This is a genomic window from Armatimonas sp. (assembly GCF_964826245.1).
Map to the genome: position 1 here is coordinate 1 of NZ_CBAYMC010000049.1, position 21,036 is coordinate 21,036.

Below are 21,036 nucleotides of genomic sequence, written 5' to 3' on the forward strand. Positions count from 1 at the left end.
CAGCCCCGGCGTGGCAGGTCTACACCGGCGTGCTCTACGGCCAGCTCGATACGGCGACTCTTACCCAAGCCCAGCGGCAGAAGCTCACCGACTCGGTCTGGATCGCCAGTGCGCTCTTTGGTTTTGTCGGGTTCGCCGATCCGATTCCCGCCTACCGCCTCTCGGGAGACGCGACTCTCCCCGGACTTGGTGGCCTGGCGGGCTTCTGGCGCGACTCTCTTACGCCGCTCTTGGAAAGTCAGTCCGAGCTCTTGCTCGATCTACGCTCGGGGAGCTACGTGAAGCTAGGGCCGCTGCCTGCCTCTGTGGCGGAGCGTGCCGTGGTGCCGCGCGTGCTTCAGAAGATGCCTACGGGGCCGCCTAAGCTCATCACCCACTTCAATAAAGCCACCAAAGGACGCATCGTCCGAGCGATCGCACAGTACCGGGGGAAGCTTCGAACCGCACAAGATCTAGCGCAGCTTGTTGCCACTCTGGGAGCGGATGTGGAGCTTTTGCCTCTTACGAAGCCGGGCCAGGCGCAACAGCTTGAGATAGTGCTACTCAACTTAGGGTAAAATAGGAGGCACATGAGGCTTAATCAGGCGGAGGCTAGCGAGAGTAGTTACAGCAGTACTCGGCAAGGGCGCTCTGAGTGGCCCGATGCAGTGGCCTACCGCGAGGCAATCCAGAGTCCAGGACTAACCTTAGGTGATCCCTTACTGACCGGGGTGAAAGTCGCGGAGAACCGGCAGGGGCTGCCCATTGCCTACACGGGGCGCTTTGCCGTGGTGTTTCGCCTACGCGGCCACGATGGCACGGACTGGGCGCTACGCTGCTTTACCAACCCGCAAGGAAGCTACGGAATCACTCGGGGGACACGCTACCGACTTCTGGCCACGCAGATCGCCAACCTCGACGATGTCTTTGTGCCGTTTCGCTTTGTGGAGAGCGGGATGCGGATCGCGGGGAAGTGGTACCCGACCATTGCGATGCGCTGGGCACAGGGAACGACATTAGGGCGCTGGGTAGAGCACAACCGAGACAATCCCGAGCGCCTGCGTCGCTTGGTGGGCTCGCTGGGGGAGCTACTCCAGCGCTTGGAAGCCGCGAGCATGGCCCACGGCGACTGGCAGCACGACAACCTCCTGATCAACGATGATGGTAGCCAGATCACTCTTGTGGACTACGATGGAATGTTTGTGCCAGGGCTGGAGGGCTATCCGTCGCCGGAGCTGGGGCACGTAAACTACCAGCATCCAGAGCGGCAAGTCCAGCACTTTGGAGTCGGGCTGGACCGCTTTGCCTGCCTCGTGATGCAGACGGCTCTGCTGGCGATTGCCCGCGATCCAAGCCTCTGGATCAAGTTTGGCGATGGTGAGAGCCTTCTTTTTAAAGCCTCGGATCTACGCGACCCGGAAGGCTCGCCCGTCTTTTCCGCACTGCGGGCACAAGCGGAGCTAGATCAGGACAAAGAGCTCGCGGACTCTCTGGCTCGTCTGGGCGATGCCCTCGCCCACGGCCCCGACTCCACCTTGCTTCCCACGATTATCACGGAGCCGCCCAAGCCACTCCCCGCAGAGCTTGTTGGCCCCCCCGAGCCCACGGTTCAGGAACGCCATGAGAAGGCCGAGAACTTAGACTGGATTCAGACCTACAGCGAAGTGGTCACGCACGACAAGTGGTGGCAGGCGGGCACCAGCTACCGCCACATGGGGCAGCGCCAGGCCACCAAGGATGTCTTCCGCTACCTAAACCAGCTCAATGAGTCGGTATTTGCCGAGAAAGAAAAGAGTAATCTCTTCGCCGTCCGGGCGGCGCTGGCGGGCGTATTGGTGGTGGCACTGCTCCTTGCGCAGGTGGTGCCAGGAACCTACTTGCCGCTGTTCTTGCTCCTCTGGCTAGTCAATGCTGTTGGGATTGGCTACGCCAACTGGCCCCACCGCAAGCTCCTCGATGAGCTCAACGCCGAGATCGCCAAGATGACCCAGCTTGCCGCGGAGCGCAAAGACCGGGTTGCCACCCGCAACCGGGGAGCCTCGCCGCAGGCCTTGCAAGCCGCTCAAGGGGCGCAAGCGGACTATGTGGCGGAGAAATTGCGCCAAGTTCCGGTGAACCGCGTGATTACCATTCACGGGATGCCGGTTCAGGTCAAGCGTGAGCTGGAAGCGGTCGGAGTGACCAACGCGCTGGAGCTCTCGCGCCGCACCAATCTACCCGGCATTCCGCAGCACCAGATCACGACTCTCCAAACGTGGTGCCGCGAGATGGAAAAAGAGTTTGAGGACGAGTGGCGCAAGTTCAGTGCATCGGCGAAGAATGTCAATGTCGATATCCAGCGCCTAGAGATGGAAGTCGCTGAGTTTGAGCGGGAGAGCACCCGGCTTCAAAAAGAGCGCGAGCAGTTCCCCACGACGACCCTACGCGCCTATCTGAAGAAGCTCCTGCCCTTTCTGAAGATCTGACTCCGATGGGCATTGACGATTTCCTGACGCATCTTCGTGCGGAGCGCGGCCTTTCGGAGAACACAGCAGCGGCCTATCGGTGTGACCTTGCGCAGTGGGAAAAGAGCCAGCTCCCTCTCACCCCCGAGGGGATTGAGCGTTATCTGGCGCAGCTTTATGCCAAAGGCATGGCCCCAAGCACGATTGCCCGGAAGCGTGCCGCACTGTCGTCGTACTGTCGGTTTCTGAGCCGTGAGGGAGAGCTGGAGACCAACCCGGTGGCGGTGGCCGTAGGCTTAACACGCCTGGAGCGCAAGCTGCCTCATACGCTGACGACCGCGCAGCTTTTGGAGCTGCTTCGTACCCCCGACCGTACCACGGCAAAAGGACGGCGCGATGCAGCACTGTTAGAGCTACTCTACGCAGGTGGCTTGCGTCTTTCGGAGGCGCAGCACCTGCGCTGGGGCGATCTTTCCCCCCAGCAGGGGAGCATTCTCGTGCGTGGCAAGGGCGGAAAAGAGCGCTATGTGCCGCTAGCCGCTGTCGTGTTTGAAAGCCTGCTGACCCTGCGCCCCGATGGGGTCGATGCAAAGCCGCTTGACCCTGTTTTTGCGGGAGTGGGGCGGGTGACTCTCTGGCGGGCGGTGAAGGAGAATGTCGCGGCGGCTGGGCTCGGAGAGAGACCCTCGCCGCACTGGCTACGTCATAGCTTCGCCACCCATCTGCTCAACCACGGTGCGGATCTACGGGCCATTCAGGAGCTGCTGGGCCACGCTCGCATTACCACCACCCAGATCTACACCCATGTCGCCACCGAACGTCTGCGTGTCGCCTACCGCGCTGCGCATCCACGGGCCTAGTCTCTCAGAGACGCACGCTTCCTATCGAACCTAAAAAAACCAGCCTCCACATGAAAATGCGGAGGCTGGTCTTTATACGCTTAACCGTATCGTCGCAGGTTTTACTTAGACACCGTCGGCGACAAACGGGAGCAGGGCGATCTCACGAGCACGCTTGATGGCCTGTGCCAGCGGACGCTGGTGCTTGGCGCTGGTGCCGGTGGTACGGCGGGGCAGGATCTTGCCGCGCTCGCTGACAAAACGTCGCAGAAGAGAGACGTTCTTATAGTCAATGAAATCTACTTTCTGCACGGTGAAGTAGCAGACTTTTCGCTTGACTTTTTTGAATTTACGGGGCTTAACCGTCTTTGAAATGGTTGCCATTTTAATTTTCCTTAGCTCTATTACTACTCAGCAAACGGGTCGCTGAGGTCGCTGTCATCGTAGTTATTCTCGGGCATCTGCCGTGCACGTCCACCGCCACCACCTGCGTAGCCAGCCTGTGGGCGTGCCGCCGGTGCTGCGGATCGCTCGTAGCCGCCACCCCGTGCTGCCGGAGCGGCTGCGGGTTGCTCATAGCCACCTGCATAGCCGCCCGCCTCACCACCTTCTCCGTCACGGGCTCGGTCGAGCCCCTTGAGGTTGTCGGCGACGATCTCAGCGGCCTTGCGCTTCTGGCCATCTTGGGTCTGGTACTCACGGATCTGCAGGCGGCCCTCGACGGCAACCAGCCTGCCTTTGGTGAGATACTGCGACGCAAACTCGGCACTCTGGCGCCAAGCGACGATGTCAATAAAATCGGCTTGCTTCTCCTGCCCTTGTTGTCGGGCTTCTTGAGAGAGGGGCCGATCCACGGCGATTCGAAACTGTGCCACGGCGATTCCCGAGGGGGTATACTTCAGTTCGGGATCTGCTACCAGACGCCCGATTAAGATCACGCGATTCAACATTCTCTTTTTATCCTTCACTCACAGACAATCTGTAAGTCACTAAAGTCAACACTCACTTCACCTAGCCCTTAAGAGCGTCTCCCAGCGCTGGTGATCAACTACTCCTCGTCGCCCTCGGCATCCGGAATCTCGAGTGCTTCGTCCTCTGAGGTCGAAGTTCCCAGGTCTGTGATGGGCTGAGGAGCCAGAGGCGCGGCAGCGGCGCGGGCAGCGGCCTCACGCTCGCGGCGCTCTTGCTCAGCGGCACGAGTCTTGGAGGGGAACCGGTCCGCCTTCGGATCTTGCTTGACGATCATGTGGCGAATCACATCATCACTGATCCGGAAAATACGATCCAGCTCACTCTTTGCGGCTGCATCGCTGAGGAAGTTCACGACGATATAGCGACCTTCGCGGTGGCCTTTAATTTCGTAAGCCAGTCGTCGCGGGTCCCAGATATCAACATCTTCGACAGAGCCATTGCTCTTGGTGATGACACCGTTGTACTTGTCGAGGATCGCCTTTACCTGGTCTTCGGCCAGGGTCGCGTCCACGATATAAATAGCCTCGTAGGCTGTTGCCATTTTAATTCTCCCTATGGTCTAGAATTTCGGCCTCTTTTTCGTACAAGAGAGGCAGGGTATGAGATAACTACGCCTTGACGGCTGCTGCGGCCCGCTTCATTAGACGGGACTTGCGGCGCGATGCGGCGTTCTTGTGGATGATACCGCGCTTTGCGGTTCGGTCAATCACGGAGACAGTCGCGGAGAGCGATGCTGCGATCTCCGCTGCATCACCACCACGAATGGCAAGGGAAGTCTTCTTGACGAAGGTCTTCATCCGGCTCTTCGCGGCGTTGTTGCGATCTCGGCGCTGCCGAGAACGGATTACATCTTTAACGACCGATTTGATATTGGGCATGTAACTTTCTATCCTTTATTGTGTAGTAAGCGCAGAATCTGGTTGTAGCTTCTGCATAAGATCTCGTGCAAAGAGGGAAACTTTTCCCGTCATGGAAGCAAAATTCATCTCCATCAGAACCTTGCCATCAAGGGTAACTCCCTCAGGGACTTCCCGTTGCACATCGGTATTGACCAAGCGAAAGCGCGTGTTCATGCGTGATCCCGCTTGCTCTAAATAGGTTCGTAGCTCTTTGAGAGAGTCTGCGGCTTTTTGAGGTTCCGCCTGGACTTCCGGAGACCAGGAGTAGCCAATCGTGACAACTTTGTTCGCTCCTTTAGAGCCGATAGACGCATCTGGAGGAAGGCCTAGTAGCTCGCCTGCCATGTTCGGAGCATCTCCGTAGGTCTGTGTCTGACGCGGTTGCGCCGCCGCGGCCTTGTTTTCTTCCTCTTGACGAAGCTCACTTTCCGACTTGGGCCGGCTCTCGAACTGGGCTCGGTTGAGTAGAACCATCCCACCGAGACAAGCTCCGACGATAACAAGTAGGAGAGGTGTGTTGTTCTTGGGTCTCATGAAGCACTCGCCTCCGGGATTCCGAGCGCTTTTAATTGCTCGCCACCGCCCGCACCCGCGGTAGCAAGTATACGCTCCCGAATGACTTCCATGGGCAACGCTGCCTGCATAACCGCTTCCCGCAGAAACGTCTCCCGATCTTTAGAGAGGAGCAAGTCTAGCACCGAGATGCCTAATGTTTCCGAGATTGCGGCGAGGGCAGGGGAGAGAGCATGGATCTCATCTTCGGCACGGGCACGCTGCATTCCCTGATGAAGCTGTAGCTCTCGGATGGCGTTCTCGACCGGCGCCACGAGCACACTGTACTCATTGACTTTTTCCAGAATCAAACTAGCCACTTCTGAAGACATGCAAAAACCTCACCTTATTTTGGCGCAACGGCTAGTATATCGTAGGGAGGAGATAGCGTCAACCTCCACGAATAATTACTTTGATGCTACAAAAGATACTAGAGCGGGAGCTTGCCAGTGGGTTTTCATCGCTGCCAGGCACCCACATTAAAGGAACACTCCCCGTTCCGGGCGCACTGCTCAACCAGGCGCTCAAGGACGCTCTCGCGAAAAAAGGTGGCCCCATAAAAGGCGTGATGGTAGCGCTTCTCGAAGGCACTAAAGCCATCGCGGTGGTTGCGATAGATCAGTTTCTCTTGCCCAAGACCCTGGAGCTGCCCTTTACTATCGAGCCCCTAGTCGCTAAAGACGGCAAGCTGATCGCGGTGATCGAGCTGGAGCCGCCAGGGGGGCTTGTTGGGGTGCTGATTCCGTTACTGGCAGGACTGATGCCCGGAGTGACGGCCAACGGCACGACGCTGAGCATCGATCTGGGGGCACGGGTGAAAGAGAAAAGTGGGCATGACGTTGCGCCTCTGATCGAGAGCCTGACCCTAAGCACGCGCCGAGGCTTTTTGGACATTGCGTTCTCCCTGCGCGTCCCGGAGGAGAAGGCATGAGAGAGCTGCTAGAGAAGATCTTGTCGGGGGGGGCGAAAGAGCTGGCGGGGCTGGAGATCGAGGGCGTGATCCCGATCCGTCAGGAGCTGATCAATGAGACGATCACTCAGGGGCTGAAACAGGGACTGACCAAGGAGATCGAGCTTCCTAAAGAGGCAAAAGCGCCTGAGGCCTCCCAGATCAATGCGCTTCTGGCTCACGTGAAGCGCGCGGAAGTGACTGCAGAAGACGGTAAGCTGACCATTGCATTTCACGTGAAGGTGACTTCCTGACCTCATGAGTTTTATCACCGAGGGGTTTCTGGCTAGCATTCCCGTGCTGTCTGCCGACGAAGCGGCAGTGGTTCGGGAGCAGTTTAATGACCTAGAGGCGCGGGTGGGGCGGGAGACGGCGCAGATCGGGCTTCTGGATCGGCATCACGATGAGCCGTTTATCGCCGCACTGGCACGACACCCCAAAGTGCTGGAGGCGGTGGAGCGCGCGCTGGGGCCAGATTTCTTTCTTCTGGCGACCCACTTCTTCTGTAAGTACGGCGAGGGTGAAGCGGCATCGACGTTTGTGGCATGGCACCAGGACGTCACCTACTGGGGACTGGAGCCTGCCACGGCGGTGACGGTCTGGCTGGCCATTGACGATGCTGATGAAGAGAATGGGTGCATGCGGGTGATCCCCGGCTCGCATGTTGCCGGGATTCGGGAGCACGCGACGGCCCAACAAGCGGGCAACTTGCTCAGTATCAACCAAGAGGTGCTGGTGACGCAAGACGAAGAGGCGAGCGCGGTGAACCTTCCCCTGAAAGCGGGGTTTGCATCGCTGCACGAGGGCTGCCTGATCCATGGGAGCCTGCCCAATAGGTCAACGCGGCGGCGCTGTGGCCTCACCCTACGCTATGTCCCGACAGAGGTCAAGCAGAGCACGACCAACTCGCAGGGCAAGCGCTGGCACCCCACTCTGGTGCGCGGTATTGATCGGTATAGACACTGGACAGAAGAGTGACAGCTGCGCTAGTGCGCCAGATAGGCCTTGAGGGCGTCTTTCCAGTCCGGCACCACCTCTCGCTATTTGCCTAACACGCAGTCGGGCAGCTAAAGCAGCCCGCTGGTGCGGCAAGAAGGCTAAAGCCCTCTCTGACCCTTGTGGTCAGCGAGGGCTTCTCATTGCTCAGCACGCTTTCTGTGATGCTCATAGCCCTCTCGGAGGTGCTCATGGCCGTCTCCGAGATGCTCATCGTTTGTTCTGACATACTCATGGTGCTCTCGGAGGTGCTCATTGCCAGTTTTGAACAACTCGGGAGGCATTCCCATGAGATCTTCTGGCTCTCACCAGAACTCAGGACTGCCTCCCCATCGAACCGCTTACTTTCGGCGGCGCTTTGCCAGCACCGCAACGCCGCCAAGGGCAAGAAGAACCAGCGTGCCGGGTTCGGGGGCGGCGCTGGAGAGAGCAGGAGAAAATGCCAGGCCGCCAGGTGAGTTCATGTTGCCTGAGATGCTGCTCTGAAAGACACCCGCGGAGTTGAACCTGCTGATCGTATTGTTGCCTAAATTTGCCGCATAGAGGTTTCCCGTGGAGTCGAATGCTACGTCTACGGGGCCATCCAAATTAGTGTTAATATTGCCCTGATACGCGCCTGCTGCATTAAATATACTAATCGTGTTGTCGCCAAAATTTGCCGCATAGATATTGTTACTTGCATCTATTGTCAGGCCGTAAGGGAAGTTTAGGTTGGTGCTGATACTGCTAATAAAGGTACCCGCGGAGTTGAACCTGCTGATCGTATTGTTGCCCGCGTTTGCTGCATAGAGATTACCACTGGAGTCAATGGCCAGGCCTATGACCCCACTTAGGTTGGTGCTGATGCTACTCTGAAAGACACCCGCGGAGTTGAACCTGCTAATGGTATTGTTGCCCGAGTTTGCTGCATAGAGATCTCCACTGGAGTCAATGGCCAGGCCTATGACCCCACTTAGGTTGGTGCTGATGCTACTCTGAAAGACTCCCGCAGCGTTGAACTTGCTGATGGTATCGTTCCCCCCATTCGCTGCATAGAAGTTGCCGCTGGAGTCGAATGCGATCCGAGCGGGGCGATTTAAGTTGGTGCTAATGCTGCTCTGAAAGACACCTGCGGGGTTGAAGATGCTGATCGTATTATTGCCAGAAGCTGAATTTGCAACGTAGAGATTCTGTGCGTGTGCGGTTATTGCGGTGAGTGTGGCGCTACTGAGGAGGGCTAGTGCGGTGAGAGGGATAAGAGAGCGAAGAGTCATTAGGGGTGTTTTACTTTCCTGAGTGTATTGAGCGGATCTTAGGGAACGGGGTACCTGGATGGCGGGGAGCCGATGCTATCCCGATGAACCAACTGGGTGGCTGATGCCATAGGTATTTATACTGAGCAGCCACCTGGAAAGTCTAGGTTGTTCCCGAAAGTGAAACAGAGTTCCCGTTGTTGAAACAGCCTGAACAATCTAAAATAATGGCTGTTATACGTCATGGAGCTAAGTGCGTTTCTCAAAGAGCTAGTACGAAAAACGGAGCTTTCGACCGTTGTGTGTGCGGAGCAGACCGGCGTGAGCCGGACATCGCTCTGGCGCTGGTTGAGCGGCAAGTCCCTTCCGCGTGATATCGAGCTAGAGTCGCTCCTGAAGGTGCTGACAAGTGATCCTCAGATACGTGCACGTGCCTTTACCCTCTTGGAGCAAGCGCGGGGCGGCGGGGTTCTACGGCTCCAGGAAAAAGTCGGGATTCCTCTCTTAGACCGCAGCATTCTCTTGGTGGCTCTGCGTGAGCGTCGCGGCTGGAGCCAGACCTTTGCCGCAGAGCAGGCAGAGATTCCCCGCTCGACCCTGGCAAACTGGGAGCGGGGTGCCAAGTGGCCCAGCACCGACCGCCTCCACACGCTCTGTTTTCACTACCAGGCCACGCACGGCGAGTTCCTGGCGCTCACACTGCCCTTCACCAGTGCCGGAGTGTACCTAGACGAGTCCCTCGACTTGGTTGAGATTCGTCAGCGCTTCGAGCGAGATGCACTGGGGCAGGTAGATCCCATCGCCACCATGATTCTCGCACAGCGCCTCGGCCAGCTCGCGCTAACCGACCCCGAGGCAAAGGCGCTCCTCTGCCGCGCCTACGCTCACCTGGGAAATCTCTTTCCTTTGATACAGACGCGCCCCCGAACGAAGTACTTTCTTGACCTCGTAGCGAAGCTAGAGCCGGAGGGCTCCTCGGAGAACTTCTTTCAGTACACGCTCTCCCTCACACACTTCATACGCGAGCAGTTGATTTATCTTCCCACTGGCCCCAAGGGAGACGAGCTGAAGCGGAAGGTTAAGCCAAAGATTGGAAGGCAGTGTGAGCTTGTCTTGGCGAAAGTCGAGAAATATGTGGAGGACATGCCTCTACCTCTCCAAATTCGCTGGCTCGATCACATGGCTCAAGCTAAGATACAGCAAGGTGATTTCAAAAGCGCGACAAACTTCATTGAGAGAACAGACCGTGTTTTTGAGGAGTCTGGGGATAGTTTTATCTACGGTCGTTTAGCGGAGAGAGTACATCGCTATATGAACATGAAAGAGTACGAAAAGGCAATTAACATGATTCCAACGAGTGGATATAGTGACGAGCTGATTTTTCTCGATTTTAGTTATTTCCGAGCGGCTTGCCTATACCAGCTAGGAAGTGTTCATGAGGGAGTTAAGCTGGCGGAAGACATCTATAGGCGTTTACTGAGTATGCCTGTCCCTTCTCCAGGTTCGATCAGGATGTTAGAGCGTTTTCTCGAAGACCATGCGCTGAGAATGACGATGAAGTCCTAAACGCACGGGGTATCGCATATTAGGTACGCCCGTATAGCGTCTTGCCAGTGGGGGAGCGTGTCCATCCCACGTAGCGCGAGCATCCGTCGCTCCAGGGGCGAGACTTGGGGGCGCTTGGCGGCGGGCTTGGCGGTGGCCACATACTCGGCGAAGGTGGTTGCGAGAACTGGGGTGCTTAGTCCTGCCTCGGCAACAATAAATCGGGCAAACTCAAGAAGTGAGCACTGGCCCGCGTTGGCGACATGGTAGGTTCCTGGAAGGGGATCCGCCGCGAGATCCAGAAGCACACGAGCGAGATCCACCGTGGATGTCGGGCTGATGAGCTGATCTTCCACAAACGTCAGGCTCGGGCGCGACTGTGCGGCTCGCACAATCGTGTCCACCAGGTTCTTGCCGTGCTTGCCGTAGAGAAACGAGGTTCGGGCGATCATGCTGTGGCTCGGGAGAGAGTGGCGGACGAGACGCTCCCCCGCTTCTTTGCTCGCGCCGTAGACACTCTGCGGGTTCACAGGGTCAAACTCGTGGTAGGCACTGCCCTTAGTTCCGTCGAAGACAAAGTCGGTAGAGACTTGGAGGAGCCACGCCTTTGTCTCGGCGCAGACGGCTGCCAGATGGGCCGCCCCCAGTGCGTTAAGCCGCCACGCTGCCTCAGGCTCGCTCTCAGCACCGTCTACATTGGTCCACGCCGCGCAGTTCATCACCGCGTCAGGGCGGTGGCTAGCAAGGCAGGCCTTGACAGCGCTTAGGTTCGTAATGTCGAGCGCCGTGCGACCTGCCAAAGCAACAATGTCGTGGCCTCGGCGCTGTGCCTCGGCCACGACATCACATCCTAGCATTCCCCCTGCGCCCACAATCAGTAGTTTCATAACCTCTCCTCCTCAGCCCTCCTCTCCCGGACGCTCGTACCTCGCTGGGAAAGGAGGGAGCCTCAAAAGCCCCTTTCCCAAGGAGGTACGACTGCCCGGGAGAGGGGTTGGGGAGAGGTCTTACTCCCGCTCGTCCATAGGGACAAACGAGAGACCACGTGGCCCGGAGTAGATTGACTCAGGCCGGATGATAAGGCTCTTAGGCATCTGCTCCAAGATATGGGCCGTCCAGCCACTGGTTCGTCCGACCGCAAACACCGGGGTGAATATCTCCGAGGGAATGTCAACGGCATGTAGAATTAGGGCCGCGTAGAGCTCAACATTGGCGCGGAGCTTGTTGCCTGGCTTGCGCTTCTCTAGCTCATCCACCGTAGTCTGCTCCACGATCTTGATCAAGTCAAGGAGATGATGGTCGCCGGTCTCGTCTGCCATCTTATCGGCGGCATCGGAGAGAAGGGCGGCGCGGGGGTCACGCACTTGGTAGACACGGTGTCCGAAGCCCATGATGCGCTCCTTGCGATCCAGCGCGGCGCTAATCCAAGGCTGCGCATTCTCCGCCGTCCCAATCTCATCAAGCATATCCAGCACGGGGCCAGGGACACCACCGTGGAGCCAGCCCTTGAGCGCCCCAATCGCGCCCGTCAGCGCCGAGACCATGTCCGAGTTTGTAGACTGAATCACGCGGCCTGCAAATGTGGAGGCATTAAACCCATGCTCGGCGACGGCCACTAAGTAGGCATTGAGCCCTGCCACACGCGCCCTGCTCGGCTCCTTGCCCTCTAGCATGTAGAGAAGACCCTCTGCGAGACCGTGTTCGGGCTTAGGGGTGACTAGCTCTAGGCCCTCGCCTAAGCGATACCCGTGCGCAACCACAGCGGCGATCTGCGCCTGAAGGCGCGCCGCACATCGCAGTGCCGAAGGCATGTCCGCGGGAGCATTGATCGGCCAATCCACTGCATCATCGCCAATGGTCAGTGTTGAGACCCCGATCCGCAGAATATCCATTCCATTGGCATAAGGGGCACAGGCCCGAAGTGTTGCCAGGGTGGGTTCTGGCAGCTCACGCGCCGCCGACATCTCCGCCTTGAGGGCATCGTACTCAGCGCGGTTGGGGAGCTTGCCGTGCCAGAGTAAATAGCAGACTTCCTCAAACTCGACATTGCCAGACAGAGAGCTGATATCGTAGCCACGTAGGGTCAGCTTTCCGTTCTGTCCATCTACTTCCGCGATCTCAGTCTTGGCAGCGATAACGCCCTTTAAACCATCGTAGATCTTAGGTTCCGTTGTCTGGGTTTCGGGAGAACTCATGTTTTTCTAAACAATCCTTTTCGGAGGGAATAACCGTGGGATAGTACCCCGGTTCCCATTTTTCTGTCAACGTTATTTCTTGGCGATAGTTGGTGACCAGGCCAGTGAGTGTGCTCGGCCTTTGCGATGGGTGAGGTTCAGCGGGGTGGCCGTGCCGGTTGATGGAATGATAAGAAGGTCACTCACAGATATAAAGGCAAGGGAGCTACTATCGGGCGACCAAGCGATCGCACTCACGGGCTTGTCAAAGATGCGCTGAGGCGGCTCTTGTGCCGCAAGCCCTCCGATAAAGAGCCCTACCTTATCGGCATCACCCTCATTTGCAAAAACACCCACCGTTTGATTGTTGGGAGCGATGGCAAAACCCGTAGGGGCAAAAGGAAATGGGATGGCATTGGCAGGCTTAAAAGAGCTGTCAAAGCGCACCAGAAACGCCTGGCCCTCCATGGCATCGGTCTGTTCGCCAAGCTGGCTCAGGAGTCCCGTGAGCTGCTCGGCGGCAGCCTGTCCTTCCTCCGTGTTCTTGGGGGTAGGAAGCGTGATGGGCTCTTTCAGGGGGGAGCCACTATCAAATAGAACCACAAAACTTCCATCGCTGAGTGCCTGGAACTGAAGCTTTTGGGCGGAACCCAGAAGCGCGAGGGTCTTGTCGTTCTTGAGATAGACCGCCAGCACCTCGCCCCGCTCACGCTTGACAGCGGCAAGAATAATCTCGCCACCATTGGCCACGGCGAACCGGGCGACGCCTCCCTCGGCAAAGAGGGCACCCAGCAGAGCGTTGTCTCGCTTGTCTTGAACCGTCGGGAAGATCGCCGTGGCATCCGAAGCGTCGGTCGTTGTCCTTGCGACTTTTCCGCTATCCAGAAAAAAGAGGTCGCGATCACTGCTAAACAGAGGCAGCTCTTTGGTCGCTGATGTGGTGGTAAGGGTGATGATCTTACGAGCCGGAGCCGCTTCTGTCAGGCTAATTTGGCGCACACTGTCCAAGCTACGGTCCGCGGTAAAGGCAAGGTGCTGGCCGTCTTGGGAGAAGACCACTTCATCTTCCTGTGCGGAGGTATTGGTGAGGCGCGTGGGCTCACCGCCGGTTGCGCTGGCGAGATAGAGGTCCGTTTGCCCGTCTTTTTCCCACGCAAAGGCGATCTTGCCCGCCGTACTGGGAACACCCGCAAAGGGAAGAGGAAAGCCGCGATAACCCCAGAGGGCGAGGCCCCCAAAGATGCCCAGCGCAAGCACGACGAGAAAAAGATTTCGCAGAGTGAATATTTTAGGACGCATAGTGAACTCAATAACCGCGCGCGACGTAGCCACCGAGATAGCCCGTGTAGCCCATTGCCACCGCCGCTAGTAGCGCGACAATAAGATAGATAATATAGGTCTGGCCCGCCTTGCGATCCCAGGTGCTGCGGGCAACCCCAAAATCACTGGTTGCACTTCGCCAAAGAAGTAGCAGCAGCAAGACGATACTGCCGCCTAGGGCGAAGTTACGGTGCCGGAAGAGGTGCTCCGCAGGCTCCGTGACCCATGGGTCGGCCTTGAACCAGCCAAGCTGTCCCCAGAGACCCGAGACAATCGCCGGAACCGAGAGGACAACGGCCACGACAAGTGACCAGAAACCAACCGTGCGCCACTCTTTTTTTCCAAAGAGCTTACTGCCGATATCGAAGGCAACGGAAACAAGAGCGAGAGCGAGAGCGAAGTGGACGCTGGCACCGTGAAGATGTTGCCAGAGCTTTATAGGGTCTTCCTGAGGCATAACACTCCCATGATACAGAACGTGAGCCGGTTAAGCAAAATTCTCTTGCCGAATCTAAAGTTCTAGTTTACAATGTGCGCGTTGCGACTCTGACGTGTGTCGCGACTCTGACGTGTCCGTTTGAGAATGTTTTCAGAAAGGTTTTTGATTATGAAAGTCGCGATCTGTGTTTTTAGTTTACTGTGTATGCCTGGTCTTGTGTCGGCACAATCAGGCCCTCCTGGTGGTGGCTCTCAAGGAGGCGGATCTGGTAGTGGTTCAGGTGGAGGGAGCGGTACCGGAGGGGGAACTACGATTCCATCTTTCCCTGGTAACTTTAGCGCTGGCCCGATTCCTACGATGTCTCTAAGTGACCGTGTACTGGCCGAATGGGTACCTGGCGATAAAATGATGCCAACGCAAATGAGTGGTTCTAGTCCTGTTGGTTTCCCCAATCCACCTATGAGTGTTGTTCCGAAAGCTTCATATGATATTAAATGGCAATTGTTAGATCGAAATAGCCCTACTTTAGTGCCTATGCATGGCCTGAATTGCCTTGCCAATATACTATCAGGTACAGGAGCAACAGGAGGGTGGGATGGTAACGACCCTGGAGCAACAATACTGATCGATGGTACAACTGCTGGAGGTTATGCTTCGCCATCAGCAGGTATAATGGTTGGTTTAACTGGACAACATGTACATGGTTCAGAGCCATATAAATATTTATATTCTGCACAGTATTCCAGTTCTACTTACGAATTTTCGGGGACAAACGGATTTTATAATCTAGTCGTGAAGACTTATTCCTATTCAGGTGAGTCAGCTGTTTTTTGGAGGCCGATCTAGTAATAATTTTCCAGTGGATTCAAGCCTAACTGTAGCTTAGGGATTCTTCGTCGTTATAGCTATCTGGATTTTAGATTTTTTGATGTAGTATCTGATCTGTAGTTAGGTCATAATTTAAAATGATAGTGACATTTTTCAAATTTGAACGGTTTTTATGGTGGATTAATCGTGAGAATTTGAAATAAAAAACGGAAATTGGTATGGTGACTTATGAAGCCTGTATGTAGGGAATTCGTTTTTAACGAAAATAAAAAGTTGGACATCTCTTTTTTTGGCAGTCTTTCTGGATTTTTTATTGAACTAAAAAAAAATTACAACATTAGAATCGATTGTGACAAAGATATTGTTAACCAGAGAGTTGTTATTAGTGTCAATGAGATTGACTTGGATGGTTTGTTAGTCATATTGATTAGTTCTATGTCACATTCTTTTGGAATTGACGATCTTTATATCGTTGAAAAAAGAAGTGATTTTTCAGGTAGAGAATATCTTTTTTTGAAAAAGACAAGAAAAATGCGAAAAATAGAGGAGTTAATTCTATCAGAGCCTGTAGGAAAAATACGTGATTGTTTAAAAATGACTCGTGATATTGCTCTTGGGAAAATTAAAAGTCCAGGAAATCTTAATAACTTTATATCTGGAGATGTTTTTGCAGATTCTATTAAAGGGCTAAATGATAATGCGATTGAATCGTTAGTAAATGGGAAAAGTGTTGTGGTTAATAATATATCTTCGAGGCTAAATGCGAATTATAAGCAGTATTGGCATAATATATGGGGCAATCAAGAATCATTAAGTCCGATAATTAAAGTAAATAATCCTCCTTTATACGAAGGAGTATCATTGCGTTTAGAACCAAACTCGAGTAGTGCTCAAAGATTTACTCTGCAATTGCGTGGGGCATATGTAACATCACAATCAGTAGGGACTACCGGAATAGTTTTAGATACCATGGCTTTTGGTGACCGATCCTTAAGTCCATTAACAGGGAATTTACCAGAAGAAATTTCATTGCTTCCTGAAAAAGAAATCATTGATCTTGAAAAAGATCTATTTAATTCAAAAATAAATAAAAAAGATAGAAGTAATCCTGGATTTGTTTTGAGTGTTTTGTCAAAGAAAGCAAAAATTAATTTAGCTGCCGAATATTTCTTAAAAAAGCATCATTCAGGTATTGAATGGGAATTTACTAAAAGAAAAGCAACTTTAAAATCTTTTGCAACTGAAATATGGTTTAACTGGGGTATTCTAATACAGGAAAATAAAGGGCAGTTTATTGCTTGGAGTCCAACTTATGCTTTTGATCGACGAGCAGATATTTCTGATTTTGAGTTAAGAAATTGGAAAGAAAAAATTAAAAAAAACCAAGATTTTACTTTGAGAAAATTGATTGAAATTGTCAATACTTATAATATATACCAAGTTAATGAGACTTTATTTAAATTTTTAGCAATTCCATATCTCGATAATCTTTCCGTAGTAACCTATGAATTTTTGAAATTTCTTGGTGTTATGCCTTCAAATCTTTTACAAAAAGCAATTGAACCAGAAGGGCTTCTTTGGCAGGATATACAAATATCTATAAGAAGACAATTTAATCTTAGTGTTGTTAATCAGTTGAATTATGAATTTCCACCTGTGATGATTAATGATTATTTATATGATAAATCTAAAGGTGTGATTAAAATTACAAAAGCAATTAATAATAGGGATATTGCTGAATTCACACTTAATCATCCTTCAGGGTATCGTTTATTTAGTGTGAGTGTTTCAGGGACTGCACAATAGTCCATGATAGAATAAGCGCAGACAGGTCGCCGCATTTAGCGGCCTGTACTTTCGTTAAGGGTGAAACTATATGCTGGCGGATGTATCCAAAGATTTAAGCCTGCTTGCGGAGCGCCTCGACGATATCGGGAGGCATCTTTGACCTCCCTCGTCGAAATAAAGAGATAGCACAACTCGAAGCGCTCTCAGCAGAACCAACGCTCTGGGACGATGTGGCCCGTGCCCAGAAGACCATGCAGGCCCTGGCCAAATCTAAAGAGGAGGTTCTGCCTTACTTAGACCTGAAGCGCAAGCTAGACGATGCTCTGACTCTCGTGGAGATGGCCGAGTCCGACGATGACCCAGAGGCCTACGAGCCTGAAGTGGTCGCGGAGCTGAATGAGATTCTGGCGGGCATTGATAAAGTGGAGAACGCGACTCTGCTCTCAGGGCCATACGATACCTACGATGCGATCTTAGAGATCAAGCCGGGGGCAGGGGGCACCGAGGCGTGTGACTGGGCCGCGATGCTGCTCCGCATGTATCTCCGCTGGGCTGAGGCCAATGGCTTCAAGGCGGAGGTAAACGATGAGCTTCCGGGAGAAGTGGCGGGGATCTCGTCGGCGACGGTCTTCGTGACGGGACGCAATGCCTACGGGATGCTGCGCTCCGAGCACGGGGTGCATCGCCTCGTGCGCATCTCGCCCTTCAATGCCAACGGAAAGCGTCAGACAAGCTTCGCCGCCGTGGAAGTTCTGCCGCAGATCGAGGACGACAGCGAGCTGGTGATTGACGATAAAGACCTGCGGATTGATACCTACCGCTCCAGTGGGGCGGGTGGGCAGCACGTCAACAAGACCAGCAGTGCGATTCGGATCACGCACCTCCCGACCAATATCGTGGTGACCTGCCAGGATCAGCGCAGTCAGCTCCAGAACAAAGAGGTCGCGATGCGTGTCTTAAAAGCAAAGCTAGGCGAGCTGGAGTCGCGCAAGTTCGATCAGAAGATGGCTGAGATTCGCGGCGATCAGCAGCGCATTGAGTGGGGAAGCCAGATTCGGAGCTATGTTTTCCAGCCCTACACCCAGATTACGGATCTCCGTAGCCGGGTGAAAGTGACGGACATCAATGCGACGATGGATGGTAACCTTGAGGCGCTACAGCTGAGCTACTTGCGCTGGTTTGCAGGAAAAGGGGCAGCAGGAGATGCAACCGATGACGACGATGAGATTTAAGTTTCTGGCTCTGGCGGCACTCACACTGGGGGGATTTATCCTCCCGGTGCAGGCCCAGACAGAGAAGACCGCCATTCGCTTGGGAGAGGCTGAGGCCGGTAACCTGGTGGCGGATGCGGTTCGTCTTGCTGTGGGGGCCGATGTTGCCCTCATTCCCGCCGCCGCTTTCAAAGGTAGCAAAGCTGCCTCCGTGGATGTCGCGATGGGCCTACTCGACCCCGCCACGGATGAGATCGTCGTGCTGAGCGTACGAGGCAGCCAGCTCAAGGATGCCCTAGAGCGCTCCGTCTCGTTTGCCGGAACCCCGTTTGCAGGCTTTCTCCAAGTGTCTGGCTTGGTGTTTCAGTACAACAGCACCAACGACATTGGGGAGCGTGTCCTAAAAGTGACGGTAGGTGGAGCCGCACTTGATCCCAAAAAGCTCTACAAGCTCGCCACCACCAAGCCCCTCGCCGATGGCCAGCAGGGCTACTTCCAGATTTGGAAAAAAGAGCAGATCATCGCCGGAGCGAAAACCGTCACCCTCGCCGATGCGCTCAAAGCTCTCCCCGCAGGCATGAGTGCGAAGATCGAAGGCCGCATTGTTCGGGTGGATAAGTAGCTTCCCCCCTAAACCCCGCCGGGCGGGGGGATCGTGCGGTTGAGGTTGTCTAGCACGCGGCGTAGGTAGCCGCGTGTGGCCACCACTTCCTGCATCCCATCAAGCGATCTCTCTCTCTCTCCGGCATCGTAGTCGGTAAAGAGCTGGCTGAGCCGAGCCTTGAGCGAATCGTAGGCTTCCGAAAACTCCACCTGTGCTGCCACTAAGTTCTCGCGCTGGCTTTCGTCGCCGTCCTGGAACTCCATCAGGGCCTCCTGAAGCTCCATCACGGTAGCGAAGAGTGCTTGGGGCGGTTTGGAGTCGCGCAGCTCCCCGAGCTTGACACTTCGCTCGCGACGAAGCAAGTACTCCGCGCGGGTGAACGGGTCTTTGAGCGTACGATACGCATCGTTGACCAGCGCCGTCGAGGTCAGGGCATCGTCCTGGGTTTCCGTGCTCGCTGCTGCAAACCGATCCGGGTGAAAGCGCCTTGAGAGCAGACGGAACTGCGCCGAAAGCTCCTCGTCCGTTGCGGCTGTCTTGACACCCAGAATCTCAAAGTAGGATGCCGTCGGATCGAGAAATTCGGGCATTATTTCGCGGTGAAGCTGGTGCCGCAGCCGCAGGAGCGCACGGCCTGTGGGTTCTCGAAGACGAAGCCGCCCTCCATCAGGTTCTTGATGTTGTAGTCTAGGATGGTGTCTTTGAGGAACTTGGCGCTCTTGATATCCACCACGACCCTAAGCTCTTCTTGTTGGTAGAGGAGATCAAACTCAGGGTCGGGATCAATCTCAAAGTCAATGACATAGGAAAGTCCCGAGCAGCCGCCGCCGCGCACACCGAGGCGTAGAAGAGCGCTCTCCATGCCCTTCTTTTTCGCCTGACGCTTCACGGCAGTGATTGCTGCGGGGGTCAGTGTCACGATCGGTTCAGTTGTCGGGATAGTTTCCATGATATTTACTTGATCGCCAGTGCCTGCTTGGCCTTGTAGTCCTCGATCGCTGCTTTGATAGCATCTTCGGCGAGAACGGAGCAGTGAATCTTGACGGGAGGAAGCGCGAGCTCTTGGACGATATCAGAGTTCGTGATCTGCATCGCCTCTTCCAAGGTCTTGCCCTTGACTAGCTCGGTGGCAAGGCTGGAGCTGGCAATCGCGGAGCCACAGCCAAAGGTCTTGAACTTCGCGTCTTCGATCACGCCGAACTCGTTGATCTTGAGCTGGAGCTTCATCACATCGCCGCACTCCGGTGCGCCGACAATGCCCGTTCCCACTTCCAGGGAGTTTTTATCGAAGGAGCCCACGTTGCGTGGGTTCTCGTAGTGATCAATAACTTTTTCAGAGTATGCCATTTTTTTTAATCCTTATAGTGTTCCCCCGTCGGACGGGGGCTAGGGGGGAGGTTAGTGCGCGTTCCACTTGACAGTAGCCAGGTCCACGCCCTCAAGATGCAGCTCCCAGAGGGGGCTCATCTCGCGCAGGCGGCTGACCTCACTGATGACTTTTCGGGCGACCCAGTCCACTTCCTCTTCTGTGGTGAAGCGCCCAAAGCCAAAGCGTAGGGAGCTGTGCGCCAGCTCATCGCCGAGGCCCATGGCTTTCAGGACATAGCTGGGCTCCAGGGATGCTGAGGTGCACGCGGAGCCGGAGCTAAGCGCGACATCTTTCAGGCCCATGAGCAGGCTCTCGCCCTCGACGAACTCAAAGCTGATATTGAGGTTGCCAGGAAGGCGCTGGGTCGGGTGGCCGTTGATGTAGCTACTGTCACAGGCATCCATGATCGTCTGAGTCATGCGCTCACGGAGGGCCGTCAGTCGCTCTGCTTCAGATTCCATCTCTTCCATTAGTAGCTCCGCGGCCTTCCCGAAGCCGACAATTCCCGGCACATTGAGGGTTCCTGAGCGGAAGCCGCGCTCGTGGCCGCCGCCGTCAATCTGGGCCGTCAGCTTGACACGTGGGTTGCGACGGCGGACATAGAGTGCCCCGATTCCCTTGGGACCGTAGATCTTGTGCGCGGTGAAAGAGAGCAGGTCAATATTGAGCGCATTGACATCGAGGGGGATCTTTCCGTAGGCCTGAACCGCATCGGTGTGAAAGAGCACGCCATTCTCGCGGCAGATTGCGCCGATCTCTTTGAGAGGCTGGATCACGCCGATCTCGTTGTTGGCGGCCATGATCGAGACCAAGATGGTTTTATCCGTGATGGCAGCTTTTAGCTCGTCGAGATCAATTAGTCCATCTTTGCCCACACCCAGATACGTAACCGACTT

At 55.0% G+C, this 21,036-nt stretch carries 27 protein-coding genes; 11 read left to right on the forward strand and 16 right to left on the reverse strand.

Going from position 1 to position 21,036, the window contains the following annotated elements; translation table 11 throughout:
- From yaaA to AC1XOS_RS06770, 3 genes are all read left to right on the forward strand, one after another.
- Positions 1-557: peroxide stress protein YaaA (gene yaaA / locus AC1XOS_RS06760; protein ID WP_481961457.1), on the forward strand; the 557-nt coding region annotated here is incomplete at its 5' end.
- A 12-nt stretch (positions 558-569) separates the two neighbouring features.
- On the forward strand, positions 570-2,444 hold the full coding sequence (locus AC1XOS_RS06765) for a protein kinase family protein (RefSeq protein ID WP_481961458.1): 1,875 nt from the start codon (positions 570-572) through the stop codon (positions 2,442-2,444).
- Between the two features lie 5 nt (positions 2,445-2,449).
- Positions 2,450-3,283 carry a tyrosine-type recombinase/integrase gene (locus tag AC1XOS_RS06770; RefSeq protein WP_481961459.1) on the forward strand — a complete coding sequence of 278 codons (834 nt, stop codon included), beginning with the start codon at positions 2,450-2,452 and terminating at the stop codon, positions 3,281-3,283.
- Positions 3,284-3,388: 105 nt separating this feature from the next.
- On the opposite strand, the gene rpsR is transcribed toward AC1XOS_RS06770, so the two are convergent.
- From rpsR to AC1XOS_RS06800, 6 genes are all read right to left on the reverse strand, one after another.
- The gene (rpsR, locus tag AC1XOS_RS06775; protein ID WP_309707802.1) at positions 3,389-3,646 is read right to left on the reverse strand and encodes a 30S ribosomal protein S18; all 258 of its coding nucleotides are present in this window, start codon (positions 3,644-3,646) and stop codon (positions 3,389-3,391) included.
- A 23-nt stretch (positions 3,647-3,669) separates the two neighbouring features.
- Positions 3,670-4,212 (reverse strand): single-stranded DNA-binding protein, encoded by a 543-nt coding sequence (locus tag AC1XOS_RS06780; RefSeq protein ID WP_481961460.1) that lies wholly within the window; start codon positions 4,210-4,212, stop codon positions 3,670-3,672.
- A 98-nt stretch (positions 4,213-4,310) separates the two neighbouring features.
- Entirely contained in the window at positions 4,311-4,775 is a 465-nt protein-coding gene (gene rpsF, locus AC1XOS_RS06785; RefSeq protein WP_481961461.1) for a 30S ribosomal protein S6, read from the reverse strand.
- A gap of 67 nt (positions 4,776-4,842) precedes the next feature.
- The gene (rpsT, locus tag AC1XOS_RS06790; protein ID WP_481961462.1) at positions 4,843-5,112 is read right to left on the reverse strand and encodes a 30S ribosomal protein S20; all 270 of its coding nucleotides are present in this window, start codon (positions 5,110-5,112) and stop codon (positions 4,843-4,845) included.
- Positions 5,113-5,127: 15 nt separating this feature from the next.
- Entirely contained in the window at positions 5,128-5,667 is a 540-nt protein-coding gene (locus AC1XOS_RS06795; protein ID WP_481961463.1) for a hypothetical protein, read from the reverse strand.
- The gene (locus tag AC1XOS_RS06800; RefSeq protein WP_481961464.1) at positions 5,664-6,017 is read right to left on the reverse strand and encodes a hypothetical protein; all 354 of its coding nucleotides are present in this window, start codon (positions 6,015-6,017) and stop codon (positions 5,664-5,666) included. The genes AC1XOS_RS06795 and AC1XOS_RS06800 overlap by 4 nt, the downstream gene beginning before the upstream one ends.
- Before the next feature lie 83 nt (positions 6,018-6,100).
- Here AC1XOS_RS06800 and AC1XOS_RS06805 point away from each other — a divergent pair, with 83 nt between their 5' ends.
- From AC1XOS_RS06805 to AC1XOS_RS06815, 3 genes are read left to right on the forward strand one after another with little or no spacing between them, the layout of a single operon-like run.
- Positions 6,101-6,616 (forward strand): hypothetical protein, encoded by a 516-nt coding sequence (locus tag AC1XOS_RS06805; protein WP_481961465.1) that lies wholly within the window; start codon positions 6,101-6,103, stop codon positions 6,614-6,616.
- Positions 6,613-6,888 (forward strand): hypothetical protein, encoded by a 276-nt coding sequence (locus AC1XOS_RS06810; protein ID WP_481961466.1) that lies wholly within the window; start codon positions 6,613-6,615, stop codon positions 6,886-6,888. Before AC1XOS_RS06805 ends, AC1XOS_RS06810 begins: the two co-directional genes overlap by 4 nt.
- 4 nt (positions 6,889-6,892) lie before the next feature.
- Positions 6,893-7,612 carry a phytanoyl-CoA dioxygenase family protein gene (locus AC1XOS_RS06815; RefSeq protein ID WP_481961467.1) on the forward strand — a complete coding sequence of 240 codons (720 nt, stop codon included), beginning with the start codon at positions 6,893-6,895 and terminating at the stop codon, positions 7,610-7,612.
- Between the two features lie 70 nt (positions 7,613-7,682).
- Here the strand turns inward: AC1XOS_RS06815 and AC1XOS_RS06820 are convergent, their stop codons facing one another.
- Both AC1XOS_RS06820 and AC1XOS_RS06825 read right to left on the reverse strand, forming a co-directional pair.
- Positions 7,683-7,859, reverse strand: coding sequence for a hypothetical protein (locus AC1XOS_RS06820; protein ID WP_481961468.1), 177 nt, complete (start codon positions 7,857-7,859; stop codon positions 7,683-7,685).
- Positions 7,860-7,971: 112 nt separating this feature from the next.
- Positions 7,972-8,883 carry a virginiamycin B lyase family protein gene (locus AC1XOS_RS06825; protein ID WP_481961469.1) on the reverse strand — a complete coding sequence of 304 codons (912 nt, stop codon included), beginning with the start codon at positions 8,881-8,883 and terminating at the stop codon, positions 7,972-7,974.
- Between the two features lie 222 nt (positions 8,884-9,105).
- On the opposite strand from AC1XOS_RS06825, the gene AC1XOS_RS06830 reads away from it, so the two are divergent.
- Positions 9,106-10,428, forward strand: coding sequence for a helix-turn-helix transcriptional regulator (locus AC1XOS_RS06830; protein ID WP_481961470.1), 1,323 nt, complete (start codon positions 9,106-9,108; stop codon positions 10,426-10,428).
- Here the strand turns inward: AC1XOS_RS06830 and rfbD are convergent.
- From rfbD to AC1XOS_RS06850, 4 genes are all read right to left on the reverse strand, one after another.
- Positions 10,425-11,294, reverse strand: a complete 870-nt coding sequence (gene rfbD, locus AC1XOS_RS06835; RefSeq protein ID WP_481961471.1) for a dTDP-4-dehydrorhamnose reductase — start codon at positions 11,292-11,294, stop codon at positions 10,425-10,427. The genes AC1XOS_RS06830 and rfbD overlap by 4 nt on opposite strands.
- Before the next feature lie 120 nt (positions 11,295-11,414).
- Positions 11,415-12,602, reverse strand: coding sequence for a citrate synthase (locus tag AC1XOS_RS06840; protein WP_481961472.1), 1,188 nt, complete (start codon positions 12,600-12,602; stop codon positions 11,415-11,417).
- A gap of 72 nt (positions 12,603-12,674) precedes the next feature.
- Positions 12,675-13,880: a TolB family protein gene (locus AC1XOS_RS06845; RefSeq protein WP_481961473.1), complete on the reverse strand. Its 1,206-nt coding sequence runs from the start codon at positions 13,878-13,880 to the stop codon at positions 12,675-12,677.
- A 7-nt stretch (positions 13,881-13,887) separates the two neighbouring features.
- Complete coding sequence (locus tag AC1XOS_RS06850; protein WP_481961474.1) at positions 13,888-14,358, reverse strand: DUF2231 domain-containing protein; 471 nt, start codon at positions 14,356-14,358, stop codon at positions 13,888-13,890.
- A 150-nt stretch (positions 14,359-14,508) separates the two neighbouring features.
- Here AC1XOS_RS06850 and AC1XOS_RS06855 point away from each other — a divergent pair, with 150 nt between their 5' ends.
- The 4 genes from AC1XOS_RS06855 to AC1XOS_RS06870 all read left to right on the forward strand — a co-directional run bounded on the left by AC1XOS_RS06855 (position 14,509) and on the right by AC1XOS_RS06870 (position 18,789).
- A complete protein-coding gene (locus AC1XOS_RS06855; RefSeq protein WP_481961475.1) occupies positions 14,509-15,186 on the forward strand; it encodes a hypothetical protein in 678 nt (225 codons plus the stop codon).
- Positions 15,187-15,441: 255 nt separating this feature from the next.
- Entirely contained in the window at positions 15,442-16,974 is a 1,533-nt protein-coding gene (locus AC1XOS_RS06860; protein WP_481961476.1) for a hypothetical protein, read from the forward strand.
- 70 nt (positions 16,975-17,044) lie between these two features.
- Positions 17,045-18,188 (forward strand): peptide chain release factor 2 gene (gene prfB, locus AC1XOS_RS06865; protein ID WP_481961477.1). Its coding sequence is split into 2 segments (ribosomal slippage): positions 17,045-17,101 and positions 17,103-18,188, totalling 1,143 coding nucleotides; the frame shifts between segments, so codons are not numbered across the junction.
- On the forward strand, positions 18,169-18,789 hold the full coding sequence (locus AC1XOS_RS06870) for a 5'-nucleotidase C-terminal domain-containing protein (RefSeq protein ID WP_481961478.1): 621 nt from the start codon (positions 18,169-18,171) through the stop codon (positions 18,787-18,789). Before prfB ends, AC1XOS_RS06870 begins: the two co-directional genes overlap by 20 nt.
- Before the next feature lie 8 nt (positions 18,790-18,797).
- Here AC1XOS_RS06870 and hscB read toward each other — a convergent pair whose 3' ends face one another.
- The 4 genes from hscB to AC1XOS_RS06890 all read right to left on the reverse strand — a co-directional run.
- Positions 18,798-19,361: a Fe-S protein assembly co-chaperone HscB gene (gene hscB / locus AC1XOS_RS06875; protein WP_481961479.1), complete on the reverse strand. Its 564-nt coding sequence runs from the start codon at positions 19,359-19,361 to the stop codon at positions 18,798-18,800.
- Positions 19,361-19,720 (reverse strand): HesB/IscA family protein, encoded by a 360-nt coding sequence (locus AC1XOS_RS06880; protein ID WP_481961480.1) that lies wholly within the window; start codon positions 19,718-19,720, stop codon positions 19,361-19,363. The genes hscB and AC1XOS_RS06880 overlap by 1 nt, the downstream gene beginning before the upstream one ends.
- Before the next feature lie 5 nt (positions 19,721-19,725).
- The gene (gene iscU, locus AC1XOS_RS06885; RefSeq protein WP_309707839.1) at positions 19,726-20,118 is read right to left on the reverse strand and encodes a Fe-S cluster assembly scaffold IscU; all 393 of its coding nucleotides are present in this window, start codon (positions 20,116-20,118) and stop codon (positions 19,726-19,728) included.
- Positions 20,119-20,169: 51 nt separating this feature from the next.
- Positions 20,170-21,036: aminotransferase class V-fold PLP-dependent enzyme (locus AC1XOS_RS06890; RefSeq protein ID WP_481961481.1), on the reverse strand; the 867-nt coding region annotated here is incomplete at its 5' end.